This is a genomic window from Duganella sp. AC917 (assembly GCF_979258245.1).
Map to the genome: position 1 here is coordinate 5,465,763 of NZ_OZ409848.1, position 21,607 is coordinate 5,487,369.

Sequence of the window (21,607 nt, forward strand, 5' to 3'; positions counted from 1 at the left end):
TTAGCGACAAATCAGAAGAATTCGGCCGTATCGTTCGAAGCGGTGGTCTGCAACAGGCCGCCGCTTAGCAGCTCGTCATAGTGGCACACCAGGTTGCGGCCATGGCTCTTGGCGTAGTACAGCGCCTGGTCGGCGTGTCCCAGAATGATCACCGGCGCCTCAAGCGCGCTGATGCTGACAAAGCCCACGCTTACCGTCACCTTGCCCACCTGCGGGAAATCATGCGACGCCACGTTCAGGCGGAAGCGTTCGATGATCTTTTTAGCGTTGTCGAGCGTGGTCGAGCGCAGCAGCACGACGAATTCCTCGCCGCCGAAGCGGAACACGCGGTCTTGGGCGCGGAACGACGAGGTCAGCAGGTTGGCGATCAGGATCAACACCTCATCGCCGTACAAATGGCCGAAACGGTCGTTGACGTGCTTGAAATGGTCGACATCGACCACCGCAAGCCATTGCTTTTCCTCATCGCCGGGGTGGCGGCGCTCCGGCTCGCCCGGCAGGGTCACCGAATCCTGCGCGATGCTGGCGGCCAGCATCTTGGAGAGCTGGTCGTCGAAGGTCTTGCGGTTGAGCAGGCCCGTCAGCGAATCGCGCTCGCTGTAGTCGAGCAGATTCTGGAAGTTGCGGTAGACGCTGACGATGCCGCCGATGATGTGGATGGTATCGCTGGTATATGGCGTCGGATTGACGATCTCCAGGCAGGTGTCGGCCTTGTCGCCCAGCCAGATCGGCAGCCACAGCGTATGCTCGCCGGCCTCGTTGGCGATGTCGGCGCCCGACTCGTGGTGGGCGATGCAATGCGCCAGCGCCGGGAAGTTCTCGATCGGATCGCCGGGATGGTGCAGGTCGCTGTTATCTACCATACGGGCCGGCTCGCCGGCGACGATCATGGCGCGCGCGCGCACGAAGACCTTGCCACGCACGGTGGCCAAGGTCAGCACGCGGGCCTGACTGGCGCGGGCAAGCTCCTGCACCGCCGAAATCACGGAGATGTCGAGCATCGTGTGATCCCGGTGGCCGGTCATGTCCACCATGTGTTTCAGTAGGGAATCCATTTTCTTCTCTGGAAAATTAACACACAACCTTGCGGTCAGCCACGCTTTGTTCACGCCTATCAGACACGATTTCTCCGATAGTCAGGCGCACGGTAGAGTAGCAATACGGGCCTTTCCAAAGAACAGCTAAGCAGGATAATAGCTTTTTGCAATCAAGGCAATTCTTGTGTGCGAAAAAAAACGTCCTGGAAGCGTATTGCGACCATTTTCCTACAGCAAAGCCCGGTCTCTGGATGTTTCCAGTATACAAGAACGAGCCCGCCTATCGTTTGACATGCGCCAGTTACGCAACAAGCCGCGCGCCTTGTTGGTCAAAATCACCCAAATAGTTCCCTGCGGAAAACTTGCGTCACATCAATTCCTACAAAGCTGCTAGTCGTATAGTGATCTCAATGACGCGGAAACGGCGGTCTACAGGCCGGCCGTCCGTGTCAGAAGGATTTTTTATCGACTCAACCAGGGAGTACATCATGAACTCACTTATCGCAGCAGCGAAGGCGTTTGCTTCGGACGAACAGGGGATTACGGCCATCGAATACGGCCTGATCGCGGCGACCATGGTCGCCGCGGTGGTCGCCGCGTTCACCATCCTCAAGCCGGTACTGATCGCGGCTTTCCAGTCCATCTCGGACGACATCGCCGCAAGTACGTAAACCGCCTGGCTTTCCGGTCGCCCCGGCTGGAAAGCCTTTTTTTCGTCCGAAAGCCTCCCATGCTGAACGCCATCGAAGTCATCCTGATCTGTTTGGTCGCCCAAGCTGCGGTGACCGATTTAGCCATGCGCAAGATTCCCAACGTCCTCATCTTAAGCGGCCTTTTCCTGGCGATGATACTGCATCTGCTCGGCGGACAGGACTGGGCGCCCTTATCGCAATGGCTGGCTGGCATGTTGGCCGGTTTTTTTTTATTTCTCCCCCTTTATTTGTTGCGTGGCATGGCCGCCGGCGACGTCAAGCTGATGGCCATGGTCGGCGCCTTTGTCGGCCCGCAGGCGGCGTTGCACATCGGCGTGCTGGCCTACCTGATCGGCGGCGTCATGGCGGTGCTGATGCTGCTCTGTATCGGCCGCTGGCGTGAGACCTGGCGCAATGTCGTGCTGATTTGCAAACCGATGATGTGGCGCCTGCTCGGCCTGCCGCTGGCGCCGGTGCCGCTGTGCGCCATGACCAGCGTCGGCGGCATTCCCTACGGCGTGGCCATCGCGCTGGGCACCGGCGGCTTTGTGGCGTGGGCGCATCGCTGATCGACACGCTTGGTCAGGGTTTGCTGCGCATCAATGCCCGCCGGGCCCCGCCCGATAGACTTAATTCCTCAATGAAACAATTTAGTCTGCGGAGACCGCCATGCTCAGCCTCGATTCCTCACCCTATGCATCCACTGCGGAAACCGAGCCGAGCCACGCGCTGCCGCCGCAGCCCAAAACCTTGCGCGACACCGGCCTGCCGCAACAGCTGATTGTCGAGCTGATCGCCAAGGCCATCTACGTCGGCGGCAGGACCCATCTGCCGGTGCTCACCACCAAGCTGCACCTGTCGATCAATGTGCTGCGCGAAGCGCTCGATTTCCTGGTCGCCGAGCATGTGGCCGAGGTGGCGTGGCGCGGCGAGTCCGACATCGACGTCCAGTATCAACTGACGGCCGGCGGCAAGCAGCGCGCCAGCGCATGGATGGAGCGCTGCCGCTACGTCGGCCCGGCGCCCGTCACGCTGGAGGCCTACCGCACCATGGTCGAACGCCAGGCCGGTCAGGCGCCGGCGCTGTGCGCGGCCGATCTGGCCGTCGAATTCGCCGACGACTTCCTGGCGCCGGCGGTGCAGCAGATGCTCGGCGCGGCCATGTACTCCGGCCGCACCATGCTGCTGTACGGCCCGTCCGGCGGCGGCAAATCGACGCTGGCGCGGCGCCTCGGCGCCATGCAACAAGGCCTGGTCGCGGTGCCGCACGCGCTGATGGTGGGGCAGGACATCATCCAGGTCTACGATCCGGCGCAGCATCGCGCGCCGTTGCCCCGCCAGGTGCGCCAGGCGCCCGAGCGGCGCAGCAGCGATCCGCGCTGGGTGCTGTGCCAGCGGCCCGTGGTGGCGCTCGACGGCGACTTGAGCGAGGACATGCTCGACCCGCAGCCGGACACGCCCAACGGCTGCTACCGCGCGCCGCCCCAGCTGATGTCCAACAACGGCCTGCTGATCGTCGATGACCTGGGCCGCCAGCGCATGTCGTCCACCGATTTGTTCAACCGCCTGTCGCAGGCGCAGGAACTGCAGCGCAGCCGGTTGTCGCTCGCGGGCGGCTACCATTTCAGCGCGCCGTGCCGGATCCGGCTCCTGTTCGCCACCAGCCAGCCGCCGGGCGCGCTGCTCGACGCCTCGGCGTTGCGCCGCGTCGGTTACAAGATCGCGGTCGGCGCGCTGGGCGCGGCCAACTACCGCACGCTGTTTCGCCAGCGCTGCCTGGGCGCCGGCGTGGCCTACGACGAGGCGTCGCTGGGCTATCTGATCGACGAACTGCACGCCGGCAGCGGCTTGCCGCTGCTGGCCAGCGGCCCGAAGGAGATCATCGGCCGCATCGTCGATTTCGCCGGCTTTAACGGCGAGACGCCGCGCCTGTCCATCGCCGCCATCGACCAGGCGTGGAGCAGCATGTTCGCCGGCGGCGGAGCGCCGTTCGCCATCGTCCCCCTCGATGGCGGCGACACCCTCGACCAACTGGCCCAACACATCCTATGAAGAACCGACGCGCACTGTGGATGATGGCGCTGGCCGTCATATTCGGACTGGCGGCGGTGCTGATGGCGTCGCGCTGGCTGCTGCGGCAGACGCCGACGACGGCCAACCGCATCGTGGTGGCCGCCGCCGACGTCAGCCTCGGTCAGCGCCTGACGCCGGAGATGATGAAATCGCTCGACTGGCCGGTCGACAACCTGCCGCGCGGCGCCTTGCACGACGCGTCCAAGCTGGTGGGCCGGGTGCTGAAAACCAGTGTGCTGCGCGACGAACCTCTGAGCGAAATGAAGCTGGCGCCGGCCGGCACGATGGGCGGCCTGTCGGCGCTGATCACCGAAGGCAAGCGGGCCATCACGGTGCGCGTCAACGACGTGGTGGGCGTTGCCGGTTTCGCGCTGCCGGGCAATTTCGTCGATATCCTCGTCAACACGCAGTCGTCGGGCCACGGTAACGACAACGCCATCTCCAAGATCGTACTGGAACGGATACTGGTGCTGGCCGTCGCCCAGGAAGTTGGGCGCGACGAGACCAAGCCGCGCGTGGTCAATGCCGTCACGCTGGAAGTGACGCCGTCGCAGGCGGAGAACCTGGACCTGGCGCGCAGCGTCGGCACCTTGTCGCTGGTGCTGCGCAACCAGGTCGATCCGCGCCCGGGCGTCACCGACGGCGCCACCAAGTCCTCGCTGCTTGGCGCCGTCGTCCAGATTGCCGAGCCGGCGGCCGAACCCCCGGTCGAGGCCAAGCCGCCGCCCCGGGTGGCGGCCGCTCCACGCGCGCGCGCTTGCGTCGGCGTCATCGTCGGCATGCAGCGCACGCAGGAATGCCTGTGAGGACGCCATGAAAAATATACTCCGCATTCCGGCCCTGCTGATCCTGGCGGCGGCAACGCTCCCGCTGCACGCGGTCACGCCGGCCGCCCTGGCCCCTGCGGGCCCGCTGGCCGCAGCGCCGGCGCCCCCGCCGATCTCCGCGCCGAAGCCGGCGGCCACGCCCGTCCCCAAACCCGCAGCCGGGCCGGCGGAGGGCGGCGGATTGCGCTGCAGCGGCCAGGCCGCCGCGCCGGGCAGCATGACGCTGCAGTTGGGGAAATCGACGCTGATGCGCATGCCCGAGACGGTGCAGGCGCGCAGCGTCGGCAATCCCGCCGTGCTGCAGACGATGCTGGTGGCGCCGGATACGCTATATGTGGTCGGCGTCGATATCGGCACCAGCAATATGATCGTGCAGGGCCGCAGCGGCATGTGCAACGTGGTCGAAGTGGTGGTCGGCATCGATCCATCGGCGCTGCAGGCGTCGATCGCCGCACTGATGCCGGCAGAGAAAAACATCCACATCAGCGCCGCCGGCGACACGCTGGTCATCAGCGGCATGGTCGACGATGCGCAAACGGCCGCACGCGTGCTGGATCTGGCGGCCGCTTTCGTGCGCCGGCCGGCGCATGCCCTGGCTGGTGGCGCCGGCGAGAAGGGCGCGCCGGCGTCGTCGCCGGAGGGCAAAGGCGGCGCGGCCGGTAACGCCGCAGGCGGCACGCGCATCGTCAATTTTCTCAACGTCAGCGCGCCGCAGCAGGTCATGCTGGAGGTGAAGATCGCCGAGGTGTCCAAGACGCTGCTCGACAAGCTCGAGGCGGGGCTGCTGGTGAGCGTGGGCGGCGGCAGCTGGCAAACCACGCTGGCAGCGAACTTCTTCAGCGCCACGCTGAAAGGGATGCTGGGCATGGGCCGCCCGGACGGCAACCGCGTGGGCATCGAAGCGGACCGCAACGAAGGCATGGTACGCATCCTGGCCGAACCGACGGTGATGGCGATCAGCGGCCAGGAAGGCAGTTTTCTGGCCGGCGGCAAGATATTTGTCCCGGTCGCGCAGGACAACAACAAGGTGACGCTGGAGGAGAAGGAGTTCGGCGTCGGCCTGCGCTTTACGCCGACGGTGCTTGCCGGCGGCCGCATCAACCTGCGGGTGGCGCCGGAAGTGTCGGAGATATCGCGCGAGGGCGTTGGCGTCTCGGCGGCCGGCTTCTCCGGCGGCGCCGTCCTGCCGCTGATCACGACGCGGCGCGCCTCCACCACGGTGGAACTGTTCGACGGCCAGAGCTTCGCCATCGGTGGCCTGATCAAGAACAACCGCACCACCAATATCCACGGCCTGCCGATACTGGGCGAGATACCGGTGCTCGGCGCGCTGTTCCGCAGTACCGATTTCCAGCAGGACCGCACCGAATTGCTGTTTGTGGTCACGCCGCATCTGGTGAAGCCACTGCCGGCCGACTACAGGCTGCCGACCGATGGCGCGACCACGCCAGGCCGCGCGCGGCTCTTCCTCGGCGGGAAAATGGAAGGCGCGCCGGCGCCGGCGCCTTCGTCGACGACTGAAAAACGTTAATCACCTCTTGGGAATCATTATGCGAATCTTACTCAGCATGCTGGCGGTATGCGCGCTGGCCGCCTGCGTCAACACGCCGCTGGGCAGGTCCACGCCGCAATGGGACAGTCAGTTCGGCAGCAGCACCCGCACCGCGATGGCGCAGCAGATCATCGATCCCGGGGCGCGCCGCAACGCCGACCCGGTGGCCGGCATGGACGGCAAGGCCGCGCACGGCGCGTACGAACGGTATCAGCGCACCTTCAGCGGCGCCGCGCCGACGGCGCCGGCTTTCATGATCAGCGGCGACGGCAAATAAGGGGCGGCCATGAAAGCACTGATGATCAGCAGGGACAGCCTGCTCCACGCGGAAATCGCGGCCCAGGGATCGGCGCGCATGCCGGCGGTGCAGCTGGTGGCGTCGCGCAATGGCCTGCGCGACGCCGTCGAACGCCTGCTACCGGAGTCGCCGGAACTGGTGATCTTCGACGCCAGCGACGTCGAACCGGCCGAGGCCGAGCTGGTCGAACGCCTGGGCAAGACCTATCCGTCGGCGTCGTTCATGCTGCTCACGCGCGAGCCGCAGCAGGATTTGCTGATCCGCGCGATGCGGGCCGGCATGCGCGAAGTGCTGCAGCTGCCGCTGGTGCACAAGGCCTTCCACGAGTCGATGGACCGCATCGAGGTGGCGGCCGGCGTGAGCCAGATGCGCGACGGGAAGGTGCTGGCGTTCATCTCGTGCAAGGGCGGCAGCGGCGCGACGTTCTTGTCGACCAATTTCGGCTACGCGCTGGCTGCGCTGGCCGACAAGAAGGTGCTGCTGATCGACCTGCACGGCCAGTTCGGCGACGCCACGCTGTACGTGTCGGACCAGAAGCCGGCGATGACGCTGTCCGATATCTGCGGCCAGATCAGCCGGATGGACGGCTCCTTCCTCGATTCATGCCTGGTGCACGTGGCGTCGAACTTCGGCGTGCTGGCGGCGGCCGACGATCCCAATCACCTGGTCGACATGAAGCCGGAGCACATGGACACCATCCTGCGCGTGGCGCGCCAGCACTACGACTACATCGTGCTCGATGTGGGGCGCCAGATCGACGCCATCTCGCTGCGCGCGCTCGATCAGGCGGACGCCATCTACCCGGTGTTGCAACTGGCGCTGCCGGACATCCGCGACGGCCGCCGCCTGCTCGACATCTTCCGTTCGCTGGGCTACCCGAGCGATCGCACCCGCCTGATCGTCAACCGCTATGAAAAGGGCGGCAAGCTGCGGTTGACGGACCTGGAACAGGCGCTCGGCGCGGAAGTGATGCACACGGTACCCAACGATTATGTGTCGGCGACCGACTCGGTCAACCAGGGCATACCGGTGCTGCAGCTGTCGCGCAGCAGCGCGGTGGCGCGCAGCCTGGCCGACCTGGTGGAGCTGGTGACGGCGCGCCGCGTTTCCGAAAGCAAGGGCCTGTTCGACCGCCTGTTCGGGCGCACCGACAACGATTGATTTGCTGGAGCATAAAATGAGCTTACGCGAGCGTTTGGCCAGCGGCGAGGACGGCCGGCAGGGCAACAGCGGCCCGCCCGGTCTGGCCGCGGCGGCCTACCAGGAACTGAAGAAGAGCATGCACCAGACGATCATGGACCGGATCGATCTGGAACGCCTGCAGCGTCTCACGCCGGAGCAGTTCAAGCACGAGCTGGCGCTGCTGGTCCAGCGCATCATCGAGGAGGAGCGCATCGTGCTGAATCAGCACGAGCGCCACAACCTGGTGCTCGACATCCAGCACGAGATGCTCGGTTTCGGCCCGCTCGAGCCGCTGCTGGCCGATCCCGGCGTGTCGGACATCCTGGTCAACACCCACGCCAAGGTGTATGTGGAGCGCTCCGGCCGGCTGGAGCTGACCGGCGTCACCTTCAACGACAACGCCCACCTGATGAAGATCATCGAGAAGATCGTCTCGCGCGTGGGCCGCCGGGTGGACGAATCGAGTCCGATGGTCGACGCCCGGCTGCCGGACGGATCGCGCGTGAACGCCATCATCCCGCCGCTGGCGATCGACGGGCCGATCCTGTCGATCCGGCGCTTTTCCGTCAATCCGCTAACGATCGAAAACCTGCTCGACAACCGCAGCCTGACGCCGCCGATGGTGCAGGTGCTCAAGGCGCTGGGCCACGCCAAGATCAACATCCTGATCTCCGGCGGCACCGGCAGCGGCAAGACCACCATGCTCAATGTGCTGTCCGGATTCATACCGGCGTCCGAGCGCATCGTCACCATCGAGGACGCGGCCGAACTGCAGATGCGCCAGCCGCACGTGGTCCGGCTGGAGACGCGCCCGCCCAACATCGAGGGCAAGGGCGAGGTCAATCAGCGCTCGCTGGTGCGCAACGCGCTGCGGATGCGGCCCGACCGCATCATCCTTGGCGAGGTGCGCGGCGCCGAGGCGCTCGACATGCTGCAGGCGATGAACACCGGCCATGAGGGATCGCTGGCCACGGTGCACTCGAACACCCCGCGCGACGCGCTGGCGCGGCTCGAGAACATGGTCAGCATGGCCGGCGTGAACCTGACCTCGCGCGCCACGCGCCAGCAGATCTGCGCCGCCGTGACGGTGGTGATGCAGGTGTCGCGCATGACGGACGGCACCCGCAAGCTGGTCAGCCTGCAGGAAGTGACCGGCATGGAAGGGGAGGTGATCGCCATGCACGAGATCTTCCGCTACGAGCAAAAAGGAGTGGACGCCAACGGCAAGGTGCAGGGCGCCTTCTCCGCCACCGGCGTGCGGCCGCGCTTTGCCGAGCGCCTGCGCATGTTCGGCGTGCCGGTGCCGGACTCCGTATTCGATCCAGACCGGATCTACGAGTAGCGCCCATGGATGCCATCTTCTCCGCCTTTGTGGTGCTGCTGTTCGCGGCCGTGATCCTGTCGATCGAGGGCGGCTGGCTATGGTGGTCCGGCGCCCACGGCAGCGGCGCGCGGCGCATCGCCAAGCGGTTGCGGTTGATGGCCGAGCGGGGCGAGGGCGGCGTCGAACGCGTCGATATCCTCAAGCGGCGTGTCTACAGCCGCTCGCCGGCGCTGGAAAAGCAGCTGCGCCGCATCGCCCGCCTGCGGGCGCTCGACAATCTGCTGCTGCAGGCCGGTGTCAAGTGGTCGGTGGCGCAGTTTCTCGGCTGCTCGCTGGTGATGCTGGTGGTCGGCCTGGTGGCCGCGCGCGTGCTCGATACGCCGGCGCTGGCGGCGTGCGGCGTGGTGGCGCTGGCGCTGGCGACGCCGTGGATACTGTTGATGCGCACCCGGCGCGCGCGCCTGTCCAAGCTGGAGGAGCAATTGCCGGAGGCGGCGGATTTTCTCGGCCGCGCGCTGCGCGCCGGCCACTCCTTCGCCAATGTGATGCAGATGGTGGGCGAGGAGATGCCGGAACCGATCGCCGGCGAGTTCAAATTCGCCTACGAGGAAATCAACTACGGCGTGCCGATGAACGAGGCGCTGCACAACCTGGCGGTGCGCGTGCCGCTGACCGACCTGCGCTACCTGGTCATCGCGGTGCTGATACAGCGCGAGTCCGGCGGCAACCTGGCCGAGGTGCTGGGCAATATCAGCCGGCTGATACGCGCGCGCCTGAAACTGCTGGGGCAAGTGCGCGTGATGTCCGCCGAGGGCCGGATGTCGGCCTGGATCCTGGGCATCCTGCCGCTGGCGGTATTGTTGTTGATGTCGGTGATGAATCCGGCCTATATCCGGGTCTTGTGGACCGATCCGGTCGGCGTGCGGCTGATGTGGTACTCGGGCGCCGTCGCGGTGGGTGGCATTTTATGGATGCGCAAACTGATACGCATCCGGATATAAAGGGAGCACGGCATGGACGGACAACAAATACTCTTTCTGGCGATAGTGTTCATCGTCGTCGTCGGCATCGCGATGCTGGCGTTGAAAATCTTCGCGCCGGTGCAGGTGCGCGAGCGCCTGAGCGAGGTGGTGGAACCGGAACTGGCCATGCCCGAGGTGACCGGCGGCTGGGTCGAGCGAATGGCGCACGCGGCGCAGCCGTTCTCGCGCCTGTCGCTGCCCGAGGAAGGGTGGGAACGCTCGCCGTTGCGCACCCGCTTCATGAACGCCGGTTGGCGCAGCACGTCGGCGCCGTCGTTGTACTTCGCCGCCAAGACGGTGCTGGCGCTGGGGTTTCCCGGCGTGACCGCGCTGCTGACGATGACGATGCTGAGCGCCATCCCGCAGAAAGGCTTGCTGTTCATGCTGCTGCTGGCGGCCAGCATCGGCTATTACCTGCCCAACTTCGTGTTGTCGCGCAGGGCCGCCGGCCGTTGCCGCGAGATCTTCGAGACGTTCCCCGATGCGCTGGACCTGCTGACCGTCTGCGTGGAGGCCGGCCTGAGTCTGGAACGGGCACTGGCCAAGGTGGCCGGCGAGATCCACATCAAGAGCGTGGCGCTGGCGCAGGAGCTGCAGCTGGTGCTGATGGAGATGCGCGCGGGCTTCAGCAAGGAGCGGGCATTGCGCAACCTGGCCCTGCGCAGCGGCGTCGAAGACGTCGACACCCTGGTGGCGATGCTGATCCAGTCGGAGCGCTTCGGCACCAGCATGGGCGATTCGCTGCGCGTCCATTCCGATAATCTGCGCGGCAAGCGCAGCGTGCAGGCCGAGGAGGCGGCGGCGAAGATCGCGCTGAAGTTGTTGTTTCCGCTGATCTTCTGCATCTTCCCGACGCTGATGCTGGTGCTGATCGGCCCTGCGGGGATACAGATTTATCGCTCGGTGTTGCCAGGTATGACGCGTTGACAGGAGATGCGAGATGAAAAAGACACTATTGGCCACAACCGCCGGCTTGTTGCTGATCGCCTGCGGCGGCATGCGCACACAGACGCCGTCGATCGCGCCGCCAGCCGCCGTGGCGCCCGGCGGACAGGTCGTCACGGGGTTGGAGCGGGACTGCCTGTCCGATCCGATGGACGCGGCCAAATGGGAGGCGCTGGCGGCGGCGCTGCAGACGGACGGCCAGCGCGAACGGGCGCTCAGGATGTACGAGCAGGCGGCCACGTTGCGCGCGCACGATGTGCGGCGCGACTATGCGCTATTGCGGGAGAAGGCCGCCGAGCCGGCGGGCTCCGAGACCGATCCGCTGGTGTCGATGCCGCGCACCCAGGTGCGTCAGCTCGGCGCGGCGCTGGTCGAGGTGCTGCGTATCGCGCCGGTGGCGATGAAGGCGATGCAGCGCCCGGCGCCAACACCGACGCGTATCCCCGAGCCGCCGCCGGGCGATCCGGCTGCTGTCATGGCGGCGCCGGTGCGTCTGGAAATCAGCAACGGCAATGGCATCAACGGCGCCGCCGCGCGCCTGGCGCGTTCGCTGAACGTGGAAGGATTGAAAACCGTGCGGCTGACGAACGTGAAGAACTTCGACGTGCCGGTCAGCCGCATCGAATACCAGCGCGAGCAGCAAGTGATGGCGGAAACGCTGGCGGACCTTCTGGGCTTGCCGCTCAAGGCGCAAAGCGGAAAGTCGCCACGCGCCGACATGCGCATCGTCCTTGGACACGACGCCACCCAGGGCGGCCGGTAGAAATAAAAAAAACCGTCCGGGTGGAGATCATCCTCCCGGACGGAAAAAAACACACCCATGTGTTTCCTGTCGCTGCCGGCGCTGTGTCAGCGTTCCGGCGCATTCCTTACTGCCAGCTCACGCTACCCAGGCCGTGCGCGCTGGACTTGCGGTTGGTCGGGTTGCCGTACACGGTGGCCGATCCAAGACCGCTCAATTTGAGGTTGGCGGTATTTTTCGCGTAGACCGATGCGCTGCCCAGGCCTGTCAGGTTGACGTCGACCGCTTCGGCGCGCAGCTGCTGCGCATCGAGACTGCCGACGCCACCGAGGCTGGCGTTCAATTGCTTGGTCTGGCCGATCATCTCTATGCGGCCAGCACCGTTAAGATGCAATTCGACGTTGTCGCTGTTACCGGTGTTGACGGTCATGCCGCCCACCCCGCCCAGCTTCACATCGACATTGCGGTATTGGGCGTTGACCTTCACCGCGCCGGCGCCTTCCAGCGCCAGGCGCAGATTCTCGCCGCTGAATCCCGTCACTTCGGTGGCGCCCACGCCACCCGAGACCAGCGCGCGCAGATTCGGCAAGGTCAGCTCGGCGCGCAAATCCTTTTTGCCGCCGATGTTGATGCTGTTGTTCTTGACGGTGCCGATGCGCAGCGTGTCGCCGGTCTGCTGCACCGTGACTTTTTTCAGCGCTTCCGGCTCGCCGTACAGCGTCAGCGACGCCACGGCGCCCTGTTTGATCTTCAGGCTGATGACGCCATCGAGATCGACGTTGACGGCGCGCGCATCGACACTGCGGCTTTCGCTGATGACGTCCGCGGCCAGCGCGGCGCTGGCGCCGCTGCACAACACCGTGGCCAGCATCGCGGCCTTCAGATATTTTTTCATGATGCGCTCCATCTTCGTCGGTGGGATTACAGGGCTGCTTTTTCGGCGGCGGTCAGGCGCTTGGCGGTGACGGTCACCACTTGCATGGCGCTGGTGTCGGCCTTGGCCTTGACGGCGACTGCCGCCGGCGCGGTGGCGGTGGCCACGGTGCGCGTTGCCGGTGCGGCGGCGGTGGCGAAGGTGGTGACGCCGGCGACCAGAACTACGGCGACGAAGATGGCTTCCATGTTTTTTGCGATGTTCATTTTGAGCTCCTTGGGTTGAATAGTTCGTTGCGTTGAGTGAACTATAGACAAGGGCCATCCCGCCAGCCACCGGGATGTGACGAACTGCAAAAAGGAGGGGTCAGACTGCGTTTTAGCGCTTGTTTGGTGGTTATTTGGCGGCGCCGCCGCACAGCACGTCCTGATGGAGGGCGTAGAGCTGCGTCAGCCAGGCCGAGACGGCCTTGAAGCGGGCGATCGATCCGGCGTCGCGATGGCTCAGCAGCCAGATATCGCGCTGCACCTCGACCCCGGCGCCGATGCGGCGCAGGCCTTCCGGCTCGCCCATGATGCACGGCAGCAGCGCCATGCCGACGCCGGCGCGGCAGGCGCGCACCATCGTGCTCAGGCTGTTGACCTTGAGCACGCGGCGCGGCTGCGGCTCCATCGCCGCCAGCCATTGCATTTCGCCGGTGCCGGCCAGCGCGTCGTCGTAGGCGATCCACGGCTGCGTGCCCCAGCAGGCGCGCGGCGTGTCGGCGAAGCGGGCATGGCCATATACAGCGAAGCCGAGATCGCCCAGCTTGCGCATCACCAGCGCGGCGTCCTCGCCCGGCTTGCCCATGCGCAGGGCGAAGTCGGCCTCGCGCCGCGTGAATGACAGGTTCTGGTTTTCCGCCTGCAAGGTCAGTTGCAGGTGCGGATGCTGCGCGTGCAATTCGGGCACGTGGTCCAGCAGCCAGTAGTCGAACAGGAAATCGATCGACGTGATGTTGACCGGGCCGGCGGTGGCGTCGGCCTCTTGCGACGACGCTTGCAGCATGCTTTCCACATTGCCGTAGACGGTTTCGCCGTGGGCGACGAAGACACGGCCGGCGTCGGTCAGCTGGTAGCCGGTATTGTCGCGGATGAAGAGGCGCAGTTTGAGCGCCTTCTCGGCGGCGGCGATGCGGCGACTGATGGTCGACGCGTCCACGCCCAGCTGGCGCCCGGTGGCGCTCATGCTGCCGCTGCGGGCCAGGGCCAGGATCAGCGGGATGTCGTTCCAATCGAAGTCGTTACTGCTTGGCATCTGTGTAGAGGATGAAGTGGGGGCTGTGCATTTCTGCAAAGTGGGCTTGCACGGCTGTCTGTTCCACAAACGCAATGGCGAGCCTAAGATTCAACCCATCGCAAGGCCAAACTTGCAAAGAATCGTAGCACATACCCAACTATCCAAACATTGACTAAAAGGAAGACCATCATGACCAACGCCGCTCAAACCACCAATGTCAACTTGTCGCGCCGCACCGCCCTGTTCGGCAGCGCCGGCGCCGCCGCAGCAGCCGTAGCCGCCGTGGCCGTGCCGCTGGCGGCGATGAGCAGCGCCGCCCAAGCCGCCCCGGTCGTCAAAGGCGGCCCGGTGGCCCACTCGGTCAGCACCATCACCACCCGCGACGGCGTCGAGATCTACTACAAGGATTGGGGTCCGCGCACCGGCCAACCGGTCGTACTGAGCCACGGCTGGCCGCTGAACGCCGACAGCTGGGAATCGGCAGCCTTCCACCTGGCCAACAACGGCTTCCGCGTCATCACCCACGACCGTCGCGGTCACGGCCGCTCGAGCCAGCCATGGGACGGCAACGACATGGACCACTACGCCGACGATCTGGCGCAACTGATCGAAAAGCTGGACCTGAACAACATCATCCTGGCCGGCTTCTCGACCGGTGGCGGCGAGGTGGCGCGTTATGTCGGCCGCCACGGCACCAAGCGCATCGCCAAACTGGGCCTGATCTCGGCGGTGCCGCCTTTGATGCTCAAGACCGCCAGCAACCCGGGCGGCCTGCCGATCGAAGTGTTCGACGGCATCCGCGCCGGCTCGGTCGCCAACCGCGCCCAGTTGTATATCGATATCGCCTCGGGTCCGTTCTTCGGCTTCAACCGTCCGGGCGCCAAAGTGTCGCAAGGGTTGATCAACTCGTGGACCGCGCAGGGCATGCAGGCCGGCCACAAGAACACCTACGACTCGATCAAGGCGTTCTCGGAAACCGACTTCCGCGAGGACCTGAAAAAGTTCGACAAGCCAACCCTGGTGATCCACGGCGACGACGACCAGATCGTGCCGATCGACGCCGCCGGCAAAGCCTCGGCCGCCATCGTCAAGGGCGCCAAGCTGATCGTCTACCCTGGCGCGCCGCACGGCCTGACCGACACGCATAAAGAGAAGTTCAACGCCGACTTCCTGGCGTTCGCCAAGTCTTGATCAAGGCAGGGGGAGGGGCCGATTGAGCCATCCTGTCCGGGGTCTTCCGACTGGACAGGACGGGTTTTGCCGACCAGGTAACTGGTGCCGCGATCTCAGCCACGGACAGGAATCGCCGTTCCCCCGCTGGTGGTTGGCATGACGGCAGTAGGTGACTCCTTCTAAATATTCATTTCAGGATGAAACGGACCGATCCGGGCCCATGCCCAGAAGCTTCCATAAATCGATATCGTTCGATTTCATGTTTTTTGTCATATCGGCTATTGAACCCGGCGTTGGGCCCGCGTCCCCGGCGGAATGATTTATATAGTTGAAATCCAGTTTCACTTTTGCGCGCAAATCATCGGCATAATTTTTCGGGTAGGTTGCTTTTTCCAGCTCGGGCAATCCCTCGAAATGGTCTAGCACGGATTGGAAAAAGTTAGTCATTTTCCCTGATTCTTTATATTCCCGGATTCCTTCCGCAACCACTTGGGACCTCCATGCCTGCTCCTCCTGGCGGGCCTGCGTGAAGGCCGCGCGCCGCTCATTGACCGTAAACGTGCCGCTCTCGTCGTGCGCGATGGTCGACAATTGGTCTCGCGACAGCCCGGCGAAGGGATTGGGGCCTTTACCATCGACAAATGCGGTGGCCGACGTGGCCGACTTGGCGGAAGTGTCATCGTTGGGTTCAGGCACTTCGCTCGCGGCATCCGCTTTATGGGCGCTATCAAGGTCGTAGAATATTTTTTTTATGTCGCCATTGAGCTGGTCTCTCAAACCGTTGTTATCCAACCCCTCTAGCCTTGCGGTGGTGTGGTCCGCCGCTTTTGATAATCTGCTCGAAAGCGTGGAGATTGTCACCCCATCGGAAGCACTCTTTGCCGCTGACGAGGAGGCTACCGACGAGGCCTTGACCGACGTCGTCGTCTTTACCTCGCCATTCGAGCCTGGCGTTGCTACACCGATTTGGCGTGCGGGGGTGGTGCTCGTATATGTGACAGAAACCATCTCGACCTCCTGCTTGGTTTAAAAAGACTAACACAGAATTCAAATGAAAAATCCTGTGATTTGGCCGGCATCCTGAATGTCGAACCGAAGTGAGCACCAAGCGAACAACGGAGGGCGATCGCATCCGACGCCGGCACCTGCAGGTGATGCATACGACTGCGGAGAAAGCTGAAGTGTCGGGCTTGGACGCCGTAGCAGTTATTCAAACAAAGTAAGCGTGGCGATCGCGGACGTGCGTCGCAGCGAAGATCCTAAAATATTTTTAAAAATAGCTTGCTATCGAATAGCGCACGATATATAGTTCTCACATCGGCGGCTCAACAGCGACATAAACAGTAATCGCATAGTGAGCTACTAAATCGTCAGTTATTTAATTAAATCATCCAGGAGCCTATCATGAGCAAAGACATCCAAAACCAAGCAGTCAGCCTCTCCCGCCGTTCCGCCCTGTTCGGCAGCGCCGGCGCCGCGGCAGCAGCCGTTGCCGCCGTGGCCGTGCCGCTGGCAGCGATGAGCAGCGCCGCCCAAGCCGCCCCGGTCGTCAAAGGCGGCCCGGTGGCCCAATCGGTCAGCACCATCACCACCCGCGACGGCGTCGAGATCTACTACAAGGATTGGGGTCCGCGCACCGGCCAACCGGTCGTACTCAGCCACGGCTGGCCGCTGAACGCCGACAGCTGGGAATCGGCAGCCTTCCACCTGGCCAACAACGGCTTCCGCGTCATCACCCACGACCGTCGGGGTCACGGCCGCTCGAGCCAGCCATGGGACGGCAACGACATGGACCACTACGCCGACGACCTGGCGCAACTGATCGAAAAACTGGACCTGAAGAACATCATCCTGGCCGGCTTCTCGACCGGTGGCGGCGAGGTGGCGCGTTATGTCGGCCGCCACGGCACCAAGCGCATCGCCAAACTGGGCCTGATCTCGGCGGTGCCGCCTTTGATGCTCAAGACCGCCAGCAACCCGGGCGGCCTGCCGATCGAAGTGTTCGACGGCATCCGCGCCGGCTCGGTCGCCAACCGCGCCCAGTTGTATATCGATATCGCCTCGGGTCCGTTCTTCGGCTTCAACCGTCCGGGCGCCAAGGTCTCGCAAGGGTTGATCAACTCGTGGACCGCGCAGGGCATGCAGGCCGGCCACAAGAACACCTACGACTCGATCAAGGCGTTCTCGGAAACCGACTTCCGCGAGGACCTGAAAAAGTTCGACAAGCCAACCCTGGTGATCCATGGCGACGACGACCAGATCGTGCCGATCGACGCCGCCGGCAAAGCCTCGGCCGCCATCGTCAAGGGCGCCAAGCTGATCGTCTACCCTGGCGCGCCGCACGGCCTGACCGATACGCACAAAGAGAAGTTCAACGCCGACTTCCTTGCGTTTGCTCAATCCTGATCGTCGCAAAACCGAACGCGGCGGGCTTGGCGTGATCCAAGCCCGCCGCGTGACGTTATACTCAGCAGATCCAACCGGAGTTCTGCATGAACCTGATGGCGTTTGCCGCTACCTTGCTGCTGCTGTGCGGTCAGTCGCACGCCCGCGAATGCGTCATCCGGGTCGCCTATCCGGATCGGGAACGCCCGCCTTACTACTTCGGTAACGGCGCGGTGGTGCCGGAGATCGCCGGCGCCGGCGCCGATTTGCTCCGGCTCGCCGTGCGCAGCGTCGGCTGCACGGCCGAACTGGTCCGCCTGCCGACCGCACGCATCCGGCTTGCGCTCATCAGCGGCAGCATCGATCTGGCGCCGGTCGATTTGCGCGACGGCGAAGCGCCGTACTCGGCCTTGCCCTCCAGGGCCGGCCAGCTCGACGCGCGGCGCGGCTTGCGCATGACCGCGGTGGTGTACGTGCGTGCCGGCGACGGCCTGTCGCCCGCGCTCGATCCGCGCCATTATTTCAAGACGCACACGCTGGCCACCAACCAAGGCTCCCCGCTGGGCGAGCAACTGCGCGATGAGGGACTGAAAGTCGACGACGGCGCCCCGGACGCCTACAGCAACATGGACAAGGTGGCGATCAAGCGCACCGACGGCTTTGCGATGTCGATCGCCAATATCGAAGTGCTGGACGCGGTCGTCGCCGCCCGGCACGGCGTCGCGCTGACGCGGCTGACCACGCCGGTACGCACATCGACCTTGTGGCTGTCCGCCAGCCACGCCTACTTCGACGGCCACGCCGAGCAGGTGGAGGCGGTGTGGAATTGGTGGGGCGAGAACTCCACGCGCAAGCTGGCCGAATTCGTCAAAAACTATCCGCCGCAGAAATAGGCGACCCCGGCTTTACCGGCGGCGCCGACCCTTTTATAATCGAAGCAACACCGTTGCGGGCCCCCGCGCACCCCGGACACTGGTGTTCCCGTCCTTACTAACCCTACGAAAACGAACCTTCGTTGAAGAGCCCGACTCCGCGCGCGCGCCACCTCGCGTCCGCCTGGCTGCGCCGCGCCGTCGCCTTGACCGCGCTGGCGCTGTCCCAGGCGGCCGCCGCCATGCCCGCCCTGGCCAACTACGCCCATACCGCGTGGAACGGCCAGCGCGGCGCGCCGGCCGACGTGCTGCAATTTACGCAAACCCTGGACGGCTGGCTGTGGATCAGTTCGCCCAACGGCCTGTTCCGCTTCGACGGCGTCGATTTCGAGCGGATGGAGCGCGTGCAGGGCCATCGGCTGCACTCCGACAGCACGCTCGGACTGCTGACCACGCGCGACGGGCGCCTGTGGGTGGGCGGGCGCTATGGCGGCATCAGCGTGTTCGGCGCCGGTGGCGTGCGGCTGTTCACCGAGGCGGACGGCCTGCCGAAGGGCGCGATTTTCACGATGACGGAGGGGCCCGACGGCAGCGTATGGGCCGCCACCCGAAGCGGCCTTGGGCATCTGGCGCCGGGCGCGACGCGCTTTCGCGTGGTCGGCGAAGCGGAGGGCCTGCCGGAAAAACACGCGCGGCAGGTGTTGTATACCCGCGACGGCCGCCAGTGGGTTTCGGTCGAAGGCGGGATCTACTTCCGCGACCCCGGCCAGCCCCGCTACCGGCGCGCCTGGCCGTACATCGACCTGATGGCGATGGCCGAGGCGCCGGACGGCACCTTGTGGGGCTCGGACGGCGTCGACAAGCATTACCGCGTGCTGACCGCGCCGCCGCCGGGCAATCCGGCGCCGCGCGCGGAACTGGGCGGCAACGGCGCGCTGTTCGACCGCGACGGCAATATGTGGATCTTGAAGGTCAACGCGCTCGAGCGTCGCCAGGCGCCGTACGTGGGCAAGGCCGCCGACGCGCGCCAGATGACCCGCGAAAACGGCATGAGCGGTCCGCTGCCGCAAACCGCGTTCGAGGACCGCGAAGGCAATCTGTGGATCGGAACCTCGGCCGGCCTGGACCGGCTGCGGCGTACCCGCCTGCGCTCGGTGCCGGTCGATACCGCCTTCGACCGTCCCGGCGTGATCGCCGACCACAACGGCGGCGTGATCATCGGCGACTGGCGCCATCCGTTGCGCCGCTACACCGCCGCCGGCCCCCACGAGGGAGTGGGGAGCTTCCAGCTCACGGGCACCTACCGCGCCGCCGACGGCAGCCTGTGGCTGGCCAACGACGCCGAGCGCTGGCACCGCGCCACGTCCGGCGCGGTCACGCGCTTGCCGCATCCGCCGGAGCTGGTCGGGCACGATACCCAGGCCATGACCATCGACGCCAGCGGCCGCATGTGGATCTCGCTGTCGCGCCAGGGCTTGTTCAGGATCGACGACGGCGCCTGGCGCAAGGACGGCGGCTTGCCGGGCCTGCCCGAACAGCTGGCGCTGTCGCTGGCGACCGATCGCGCCGGGCGCGTGTGGGCCGGCTATTTGCATAACCGAATCGCGATGCTCGACGGCCAGCGGGTGCGGGTGTTCGGCGAGGCCGACGGGCTGGGGCTGGGCAATGTGCAATCGCTGCTGGTGGACGGCGCGCGCGTCTGGGCCGGCGGCCAGAACGGGCTGGCGTGGCACGACGGCCGGCGCTGGCACAGCGCGACGCCGGCCGGCGGGCGGCAATTGCGCGGCATCTCCGGCATGGTGCGCACCGGCGCGGGCGACCTGTGGCTGTACGGCGCCGAGGGCATCAGCCGCATCGCCGCCGGCGATGTCGAGCGTTTGCTGCGCGAACAGGCGTGGCCGTTTCCTTACGAGCGCTTCGACGCGCTCGACGGCCTGGTCGGCGGCGCCGAACAGCTGCGTCCCCTGCCGTCGATGACGCAGAGCACCGACGGCAGGCTGTGGTTCACCACCGGCAGCGAAGTGTCCACCCTCGACCCGGCCGGCATCGCGCGCAATCCGCTGGCGCCGCCGGTGCAGGTGCTGTCGCTGCGCTCGGGCGACCTGGCTTACGCTGTCACGTCGGCGGCCACGGCCAACGGCGTGCGCTTGCCGACCGGCCGCCGCGACCTGCGCATCGCCTACACGGCGCTGGCGCTGGCGATGCCCGAGCGGGTACGCTTCCGCTACAAGCTGGAAGGCTATGACCGGGACTGGCAGGATGCCGGCATGCGGCGCGAAGCGGTCTACACCAACCTCGGTCCGGGCGACTACCGCTTCCGCGTGATCGCCGCCAACGAGGACGGCGTGTGGAACCAGACCGGCGCCACGCTGGCGCTGACGTTGCCGCCGCGTTTCGTCGAGACCGGCTGGTTCATGGCGCTGCTGGTGCTGCTGGCGGCGCTGCTGCTGGGCGGACTGTACCGGCTGCGGGTGCGGCATTTGACGGCGCGCATGCGCGACCGCACGCAGCAGCGCCTGGCCGAGCGCGAACGCATCGCGCGCGGCCTGCACGACACGGTGCTGCAAAGCGTGCAGGGCCTGATCATGCTGTTCCAGCAGCAGGCGCGCAGCCTGCCGATCAGCGCCGCGGAGCGGAGCAAGCTCGAACAGACGCTGGACCTTGCCGACGAGTTGATGGCCGAGGGACGCGACTGCATCGCCGACCTGCGCACCGCCGGCGAGCCCGGCGAACTGGGGCAGGCGCTGACGCAATATGGCCACGTGCTGCTGCAGCACCGCTTCACCGCGAGTATTCACGGCACGCCGCGCGCGCTGTCGCCGCGGCTGCGCGGCGAGGTGTTGGCGATCGCCCGCGAAGCCTTGTTCAACGCGTCGCGCCACGCCAGGGCGGACAAGGTCGAGCTGATCATCGACTACCGCGCCGACGGCCTGTCCGTGCTGGTGTGCGACGACGGCTGCGGCATGCCGGCGGCCTTGTTATGCGGCGCCGGGCGGCCCAATCACTTTGGCCTGGTCGGCATGGGCGAGCGCGCCGAGGCGGTCGGCGCGCGCTACAAGCTGGTCTCCACGCCGGGCAAGGGCACCGCCATGTACCTGGACATCCCGGCCGAACACGCCTACGTGGGCGGGCGCTCGGCGGCGCTGTTCGCCCGCTTGCGCCCGCGTCGCCAGGCCAGGGCGGCCTGATGGACGCCTAGTGGCCTGACGGCCGCTTAACGGCCGCTAGCTCGAAAGAGCTAGCGCGTCCGCGCTCTTCGTGGCGATGGCGGCGGCGACGCGCCACGGTACGCTATGGCTGGCAGATCCATCGTGCCAACCATTGATACCGA

20 protein-coding genes are annotated in these 21,607 nt (G+C 65.7%); 15 read left to right on the forward strand and 5 right to left on the reverse strand.

Annotated elements, in window-relative coordinates:
* Positions 1–11 precede the first annotated feature (11 nt).
* Complete coding sequence (locus tag ACZ0BA_RS23920) at positions 12–1,055, reverse strand: GGDEF domain-containing protein (RefSeq protein WP_463453643.1); 1,044 nt, start codon at positions 1,053–1,055, stop codon at positions 12–14.
* A 470-nt stretch (positions 1,056–1,525) separates the two neighbouring features.
* Here ACZ0BA_RS23920 and ACZ0BA_RS23925 point away from each other — a divergent pair, with 470 nt between their 5' ends.
* The 11 genes from ACZ0BA_RS23925 to ACZ0BA_RS23975 all read left to right on the forward strand — a co-directional run bounded on the left by ACZ0BA_RS23925 (position 1,526) and on the right by ACZ0BA_RS23975 (position 11,715).
* Positions 1,526–1,708, forward strand: coding sequence for a Flp family type IVb pilin (locus ACZ0BA_RS23925; protein WP_463453644.1), 183 nt, complete (start codon positions 1,526–1,528; stop codon positions 1,706–1,708).
* Between the two features lie 59 nt (positions 1,709–1,767).
* Positions 1,768–2,298, forward strand: coding sequence for an A24 family peptidase (locus tag ACZ0BA_RS23930; protein ID WP_463453645.1), 531 nt, complete (start codon positions 1,768–1,770; stop codon positions 2,296–2,298).
* 100 nt (positions 2,299–2,398) lie between these two features.
* Complete coding sequence (locus ACZ0BA_RS23935) at positions 2,399–3,781, forward strand: ATP-binding protein (RefSeq protein WP_463453646.1); 1,383 nt, start codon at positions 2,399–2,401, stop codon at positions 3,779–3,781.
* Entirely contained in the window at positions 3,778–4,608 is an 831-nt protein-coding gene (gene cpaB / locus ACZ0BA_RS23940; RefSeq protein ID WP_463453647.1) for a Flp pilus assembly protein CpaB, read from the forward strand. Before ACZ0BA_RS23935 ends, cpaB begins: the two co-directional genes overlap by 4 nt.
* Before the next feature lie 7 nt (positions 4,609–4,615).
* Positions 4,616–6,160 (forward strand): type II and III secretion system protein family protein, encoded by a 1,545-nt coding sequence (locus ACZ0BA_RS23945; protein ID WP_463453648.1) that lies wholly within the window; start codon positions 4,616–4,618, stop codon positions 6,158–6,160.
* A 19-nt stretch (positions 6,161–6,179) separates the two neighbouring features.
* Positions 6,180–6,458 carry a hypothetical protein gene (locus ACZ0BA_RS23950; protein ID WP_463453649.1) on the forward strand — a complete coding sequence of 93 codons (279 nt, stop codon included), beginning with the start codon at positions 6,180–6,182 and terminating at the stop codon, positions 6,456–6,458.
* Positions 6,459–6,467: 9 nt separating this feature from the next.
* Positions 6,468–7,640, forward strand: coding sequence for an AAA family ATPase (locus ACZ0BA_RS23955; protein ID WP_463453650.1), 1,173 nt, complete (start codon positions 6,468–6,470; stop codon positions 7,638–7,640).
* A gap of 16 nt (positions 7,641–7,656) precedes the next feature.
* Complete coding sequence (locus tag ACZ0BA_RS23960; protein WP_463453651.1) at positions 7,657–9,003, forward strand: CpaF family protein; 1,347 nt, start codon at positions 7,657–7,659, stop codon at positions 9,001–9,003.
* A gap of 5 nt (positions 9,004–9,008) precedes the next feature.
* Positions 9,009–9,986, forward strand: a complete 978-nt coding sequence (locus tag ACZ0BA_RS23965) for a type II secretion system F family protein (protein WP_463453652.1) — start codon at positions 9,009–9,011, stop codon at positions 9,984–9,986.
* 12 nt (positions 9,987–9,998) lie between these two features.
* A complete protein-coding gene (locus tag ACZ0BA_RS23970) occupies positions 9,999–10,934 on the forward strand; it encodes a type II secretion system F family protein (protein WP_463453653.1) in 936 nt (311 codons plus the stop codon).
* Positions 10,935–10,947: 13 nt separating this feature from the next.
* Positions 10,948–11,715, forward strand: a complete 768-nt coding sequence (locus tag ACZ0BA_RS23975) for a LytR C-terminal domain-containing protein (RefSeq protein ID WP_463453654.1) — start codon at positions 10,948–10,950, stop codon at positions 11,713–11,715.
* Positions 11,716–11,821: 106 nt separating this feature from the next.
* On the opposite strand, the gene ACZ0BA_RS23980 is transcribed toward ACZ0BA_RS23975, so the two are convergent.
* From ACZ0BA_RS23980 to ACZ0BA_RS23990, 3 genes are all read right to left on the reverse strand, one after another.
* Entirely contained in the window at positions 11,822–12,589 is a 768-nt protein-coding gene (locus ACZ0BA_RS23980; protein ID WP_463453655.1) for a GIN domain-containing protein, read from the reverse strand.
* A gap of 26 nt (positions 12,590–12,615) precedes the next feature.
* The gene (locus ACZ0BA_RS23985; protein WP_463453656.1) at positions 12,616–12,834 is read right to left on the reverse strand and encodes a hypothetical protein; all 219 of its coding nucleotides are present in this window, start codon (positions 12,832–12,834) and stop codon (positions 12,616–12,618) included.
* Between the two features lie 130 nt (positions 12,835–12,964).
* On the reverse strand, positions 12,965–13,864 hold the full coding sequence (locus tag ACZ0BA_RS23990) for a LysR family transcriptional regulator (RefSeq protein ID WP_463453657.1): 900 nt from the start codon (positions 13,862–13,864) through the stop codon (positions 12,965–12,967).
* A gap of 171 nt (positions 13,865–14,035) precedes the next feature.
* Here ACZ0BA_RS23990 and ACZ0BA_RS23995 point away from each other — a divergent pair, with 171 nt between their 5' ends.
* Positions 14,036–15,037: an alpha/beta fold hydrolase gene (locus ACZ0BA_RS23995; protein ID WP_463453658.1), complete on the forward strand. Its 1,002-nt coding sequence runs from the start codon at positions 14,036–14,038 to the stop codon at positions 15,035–15,037.
* 174 nt (positions 15,038–15,211) lie between these two features.
* On the opposite strand, the gene ACZ0BA_RS24000 is transcribed toward ACZ0BA_RS23995, so the two are convergent.
* On the reverse strand, positions 15,212–16,027 hold the full coding sequence (locus tag ACZ0BA_RS24000; RefSeq protein ID WP_463453659.1) for a hypothetical protein: 816 nt from the start codon (positions 16,025–16,027) through the stop codon (positions 15,212–15,214).
* 396 nt (positions 16,028–16,423) lie between these two features.
* Between ACZ0BA_RS24000 and ACZ0BA_RS24005 the strand changes: the two genes are divergently transcribed.
* The 3 genes from ACZ0BA_RS24005 (at position 16,424) to ACZ0BA_RS24015 (ending at position 21,464) form a co-directional block, all read left to right on the forward strand.
* Positions 16,424–17,425 (forward strand): alpha/beta fold hydrolase, encoded by a 1,002-nt coding sequence (locus tag ACZ0BA_RS24005; protein WP_463453660.1) that lies wholly within the window; start codon positions 16,424–16,426, stop codon positions 17,423–17,425.
* 86 nt (positions 17,426–17,511) lie between these two features.
* A complete protein-coding gene (locus ACZ0BA_RS24010; protein WP_463453661.1) occupies positions 17,512–18,297 on the forward strand; it encodes a hypothetical protein in 786 nt (261 codons plus the stop codon).
* Between the two features lie 122 nt (positions 18,298–18,419).
* Positions 18,420–21,464 (forward strand): sensor histidine kinase, encoded by a 3,045-nt coding sequence (locus ACZ0BA_RS24015; protein WP_463453662.1) that lies wholly within the window; start codon positions 18,420–18,422, stop codon positions 21,462–21,464.
* Positions 21,465–21,607 lie beyond the last annotated feature (143 nt).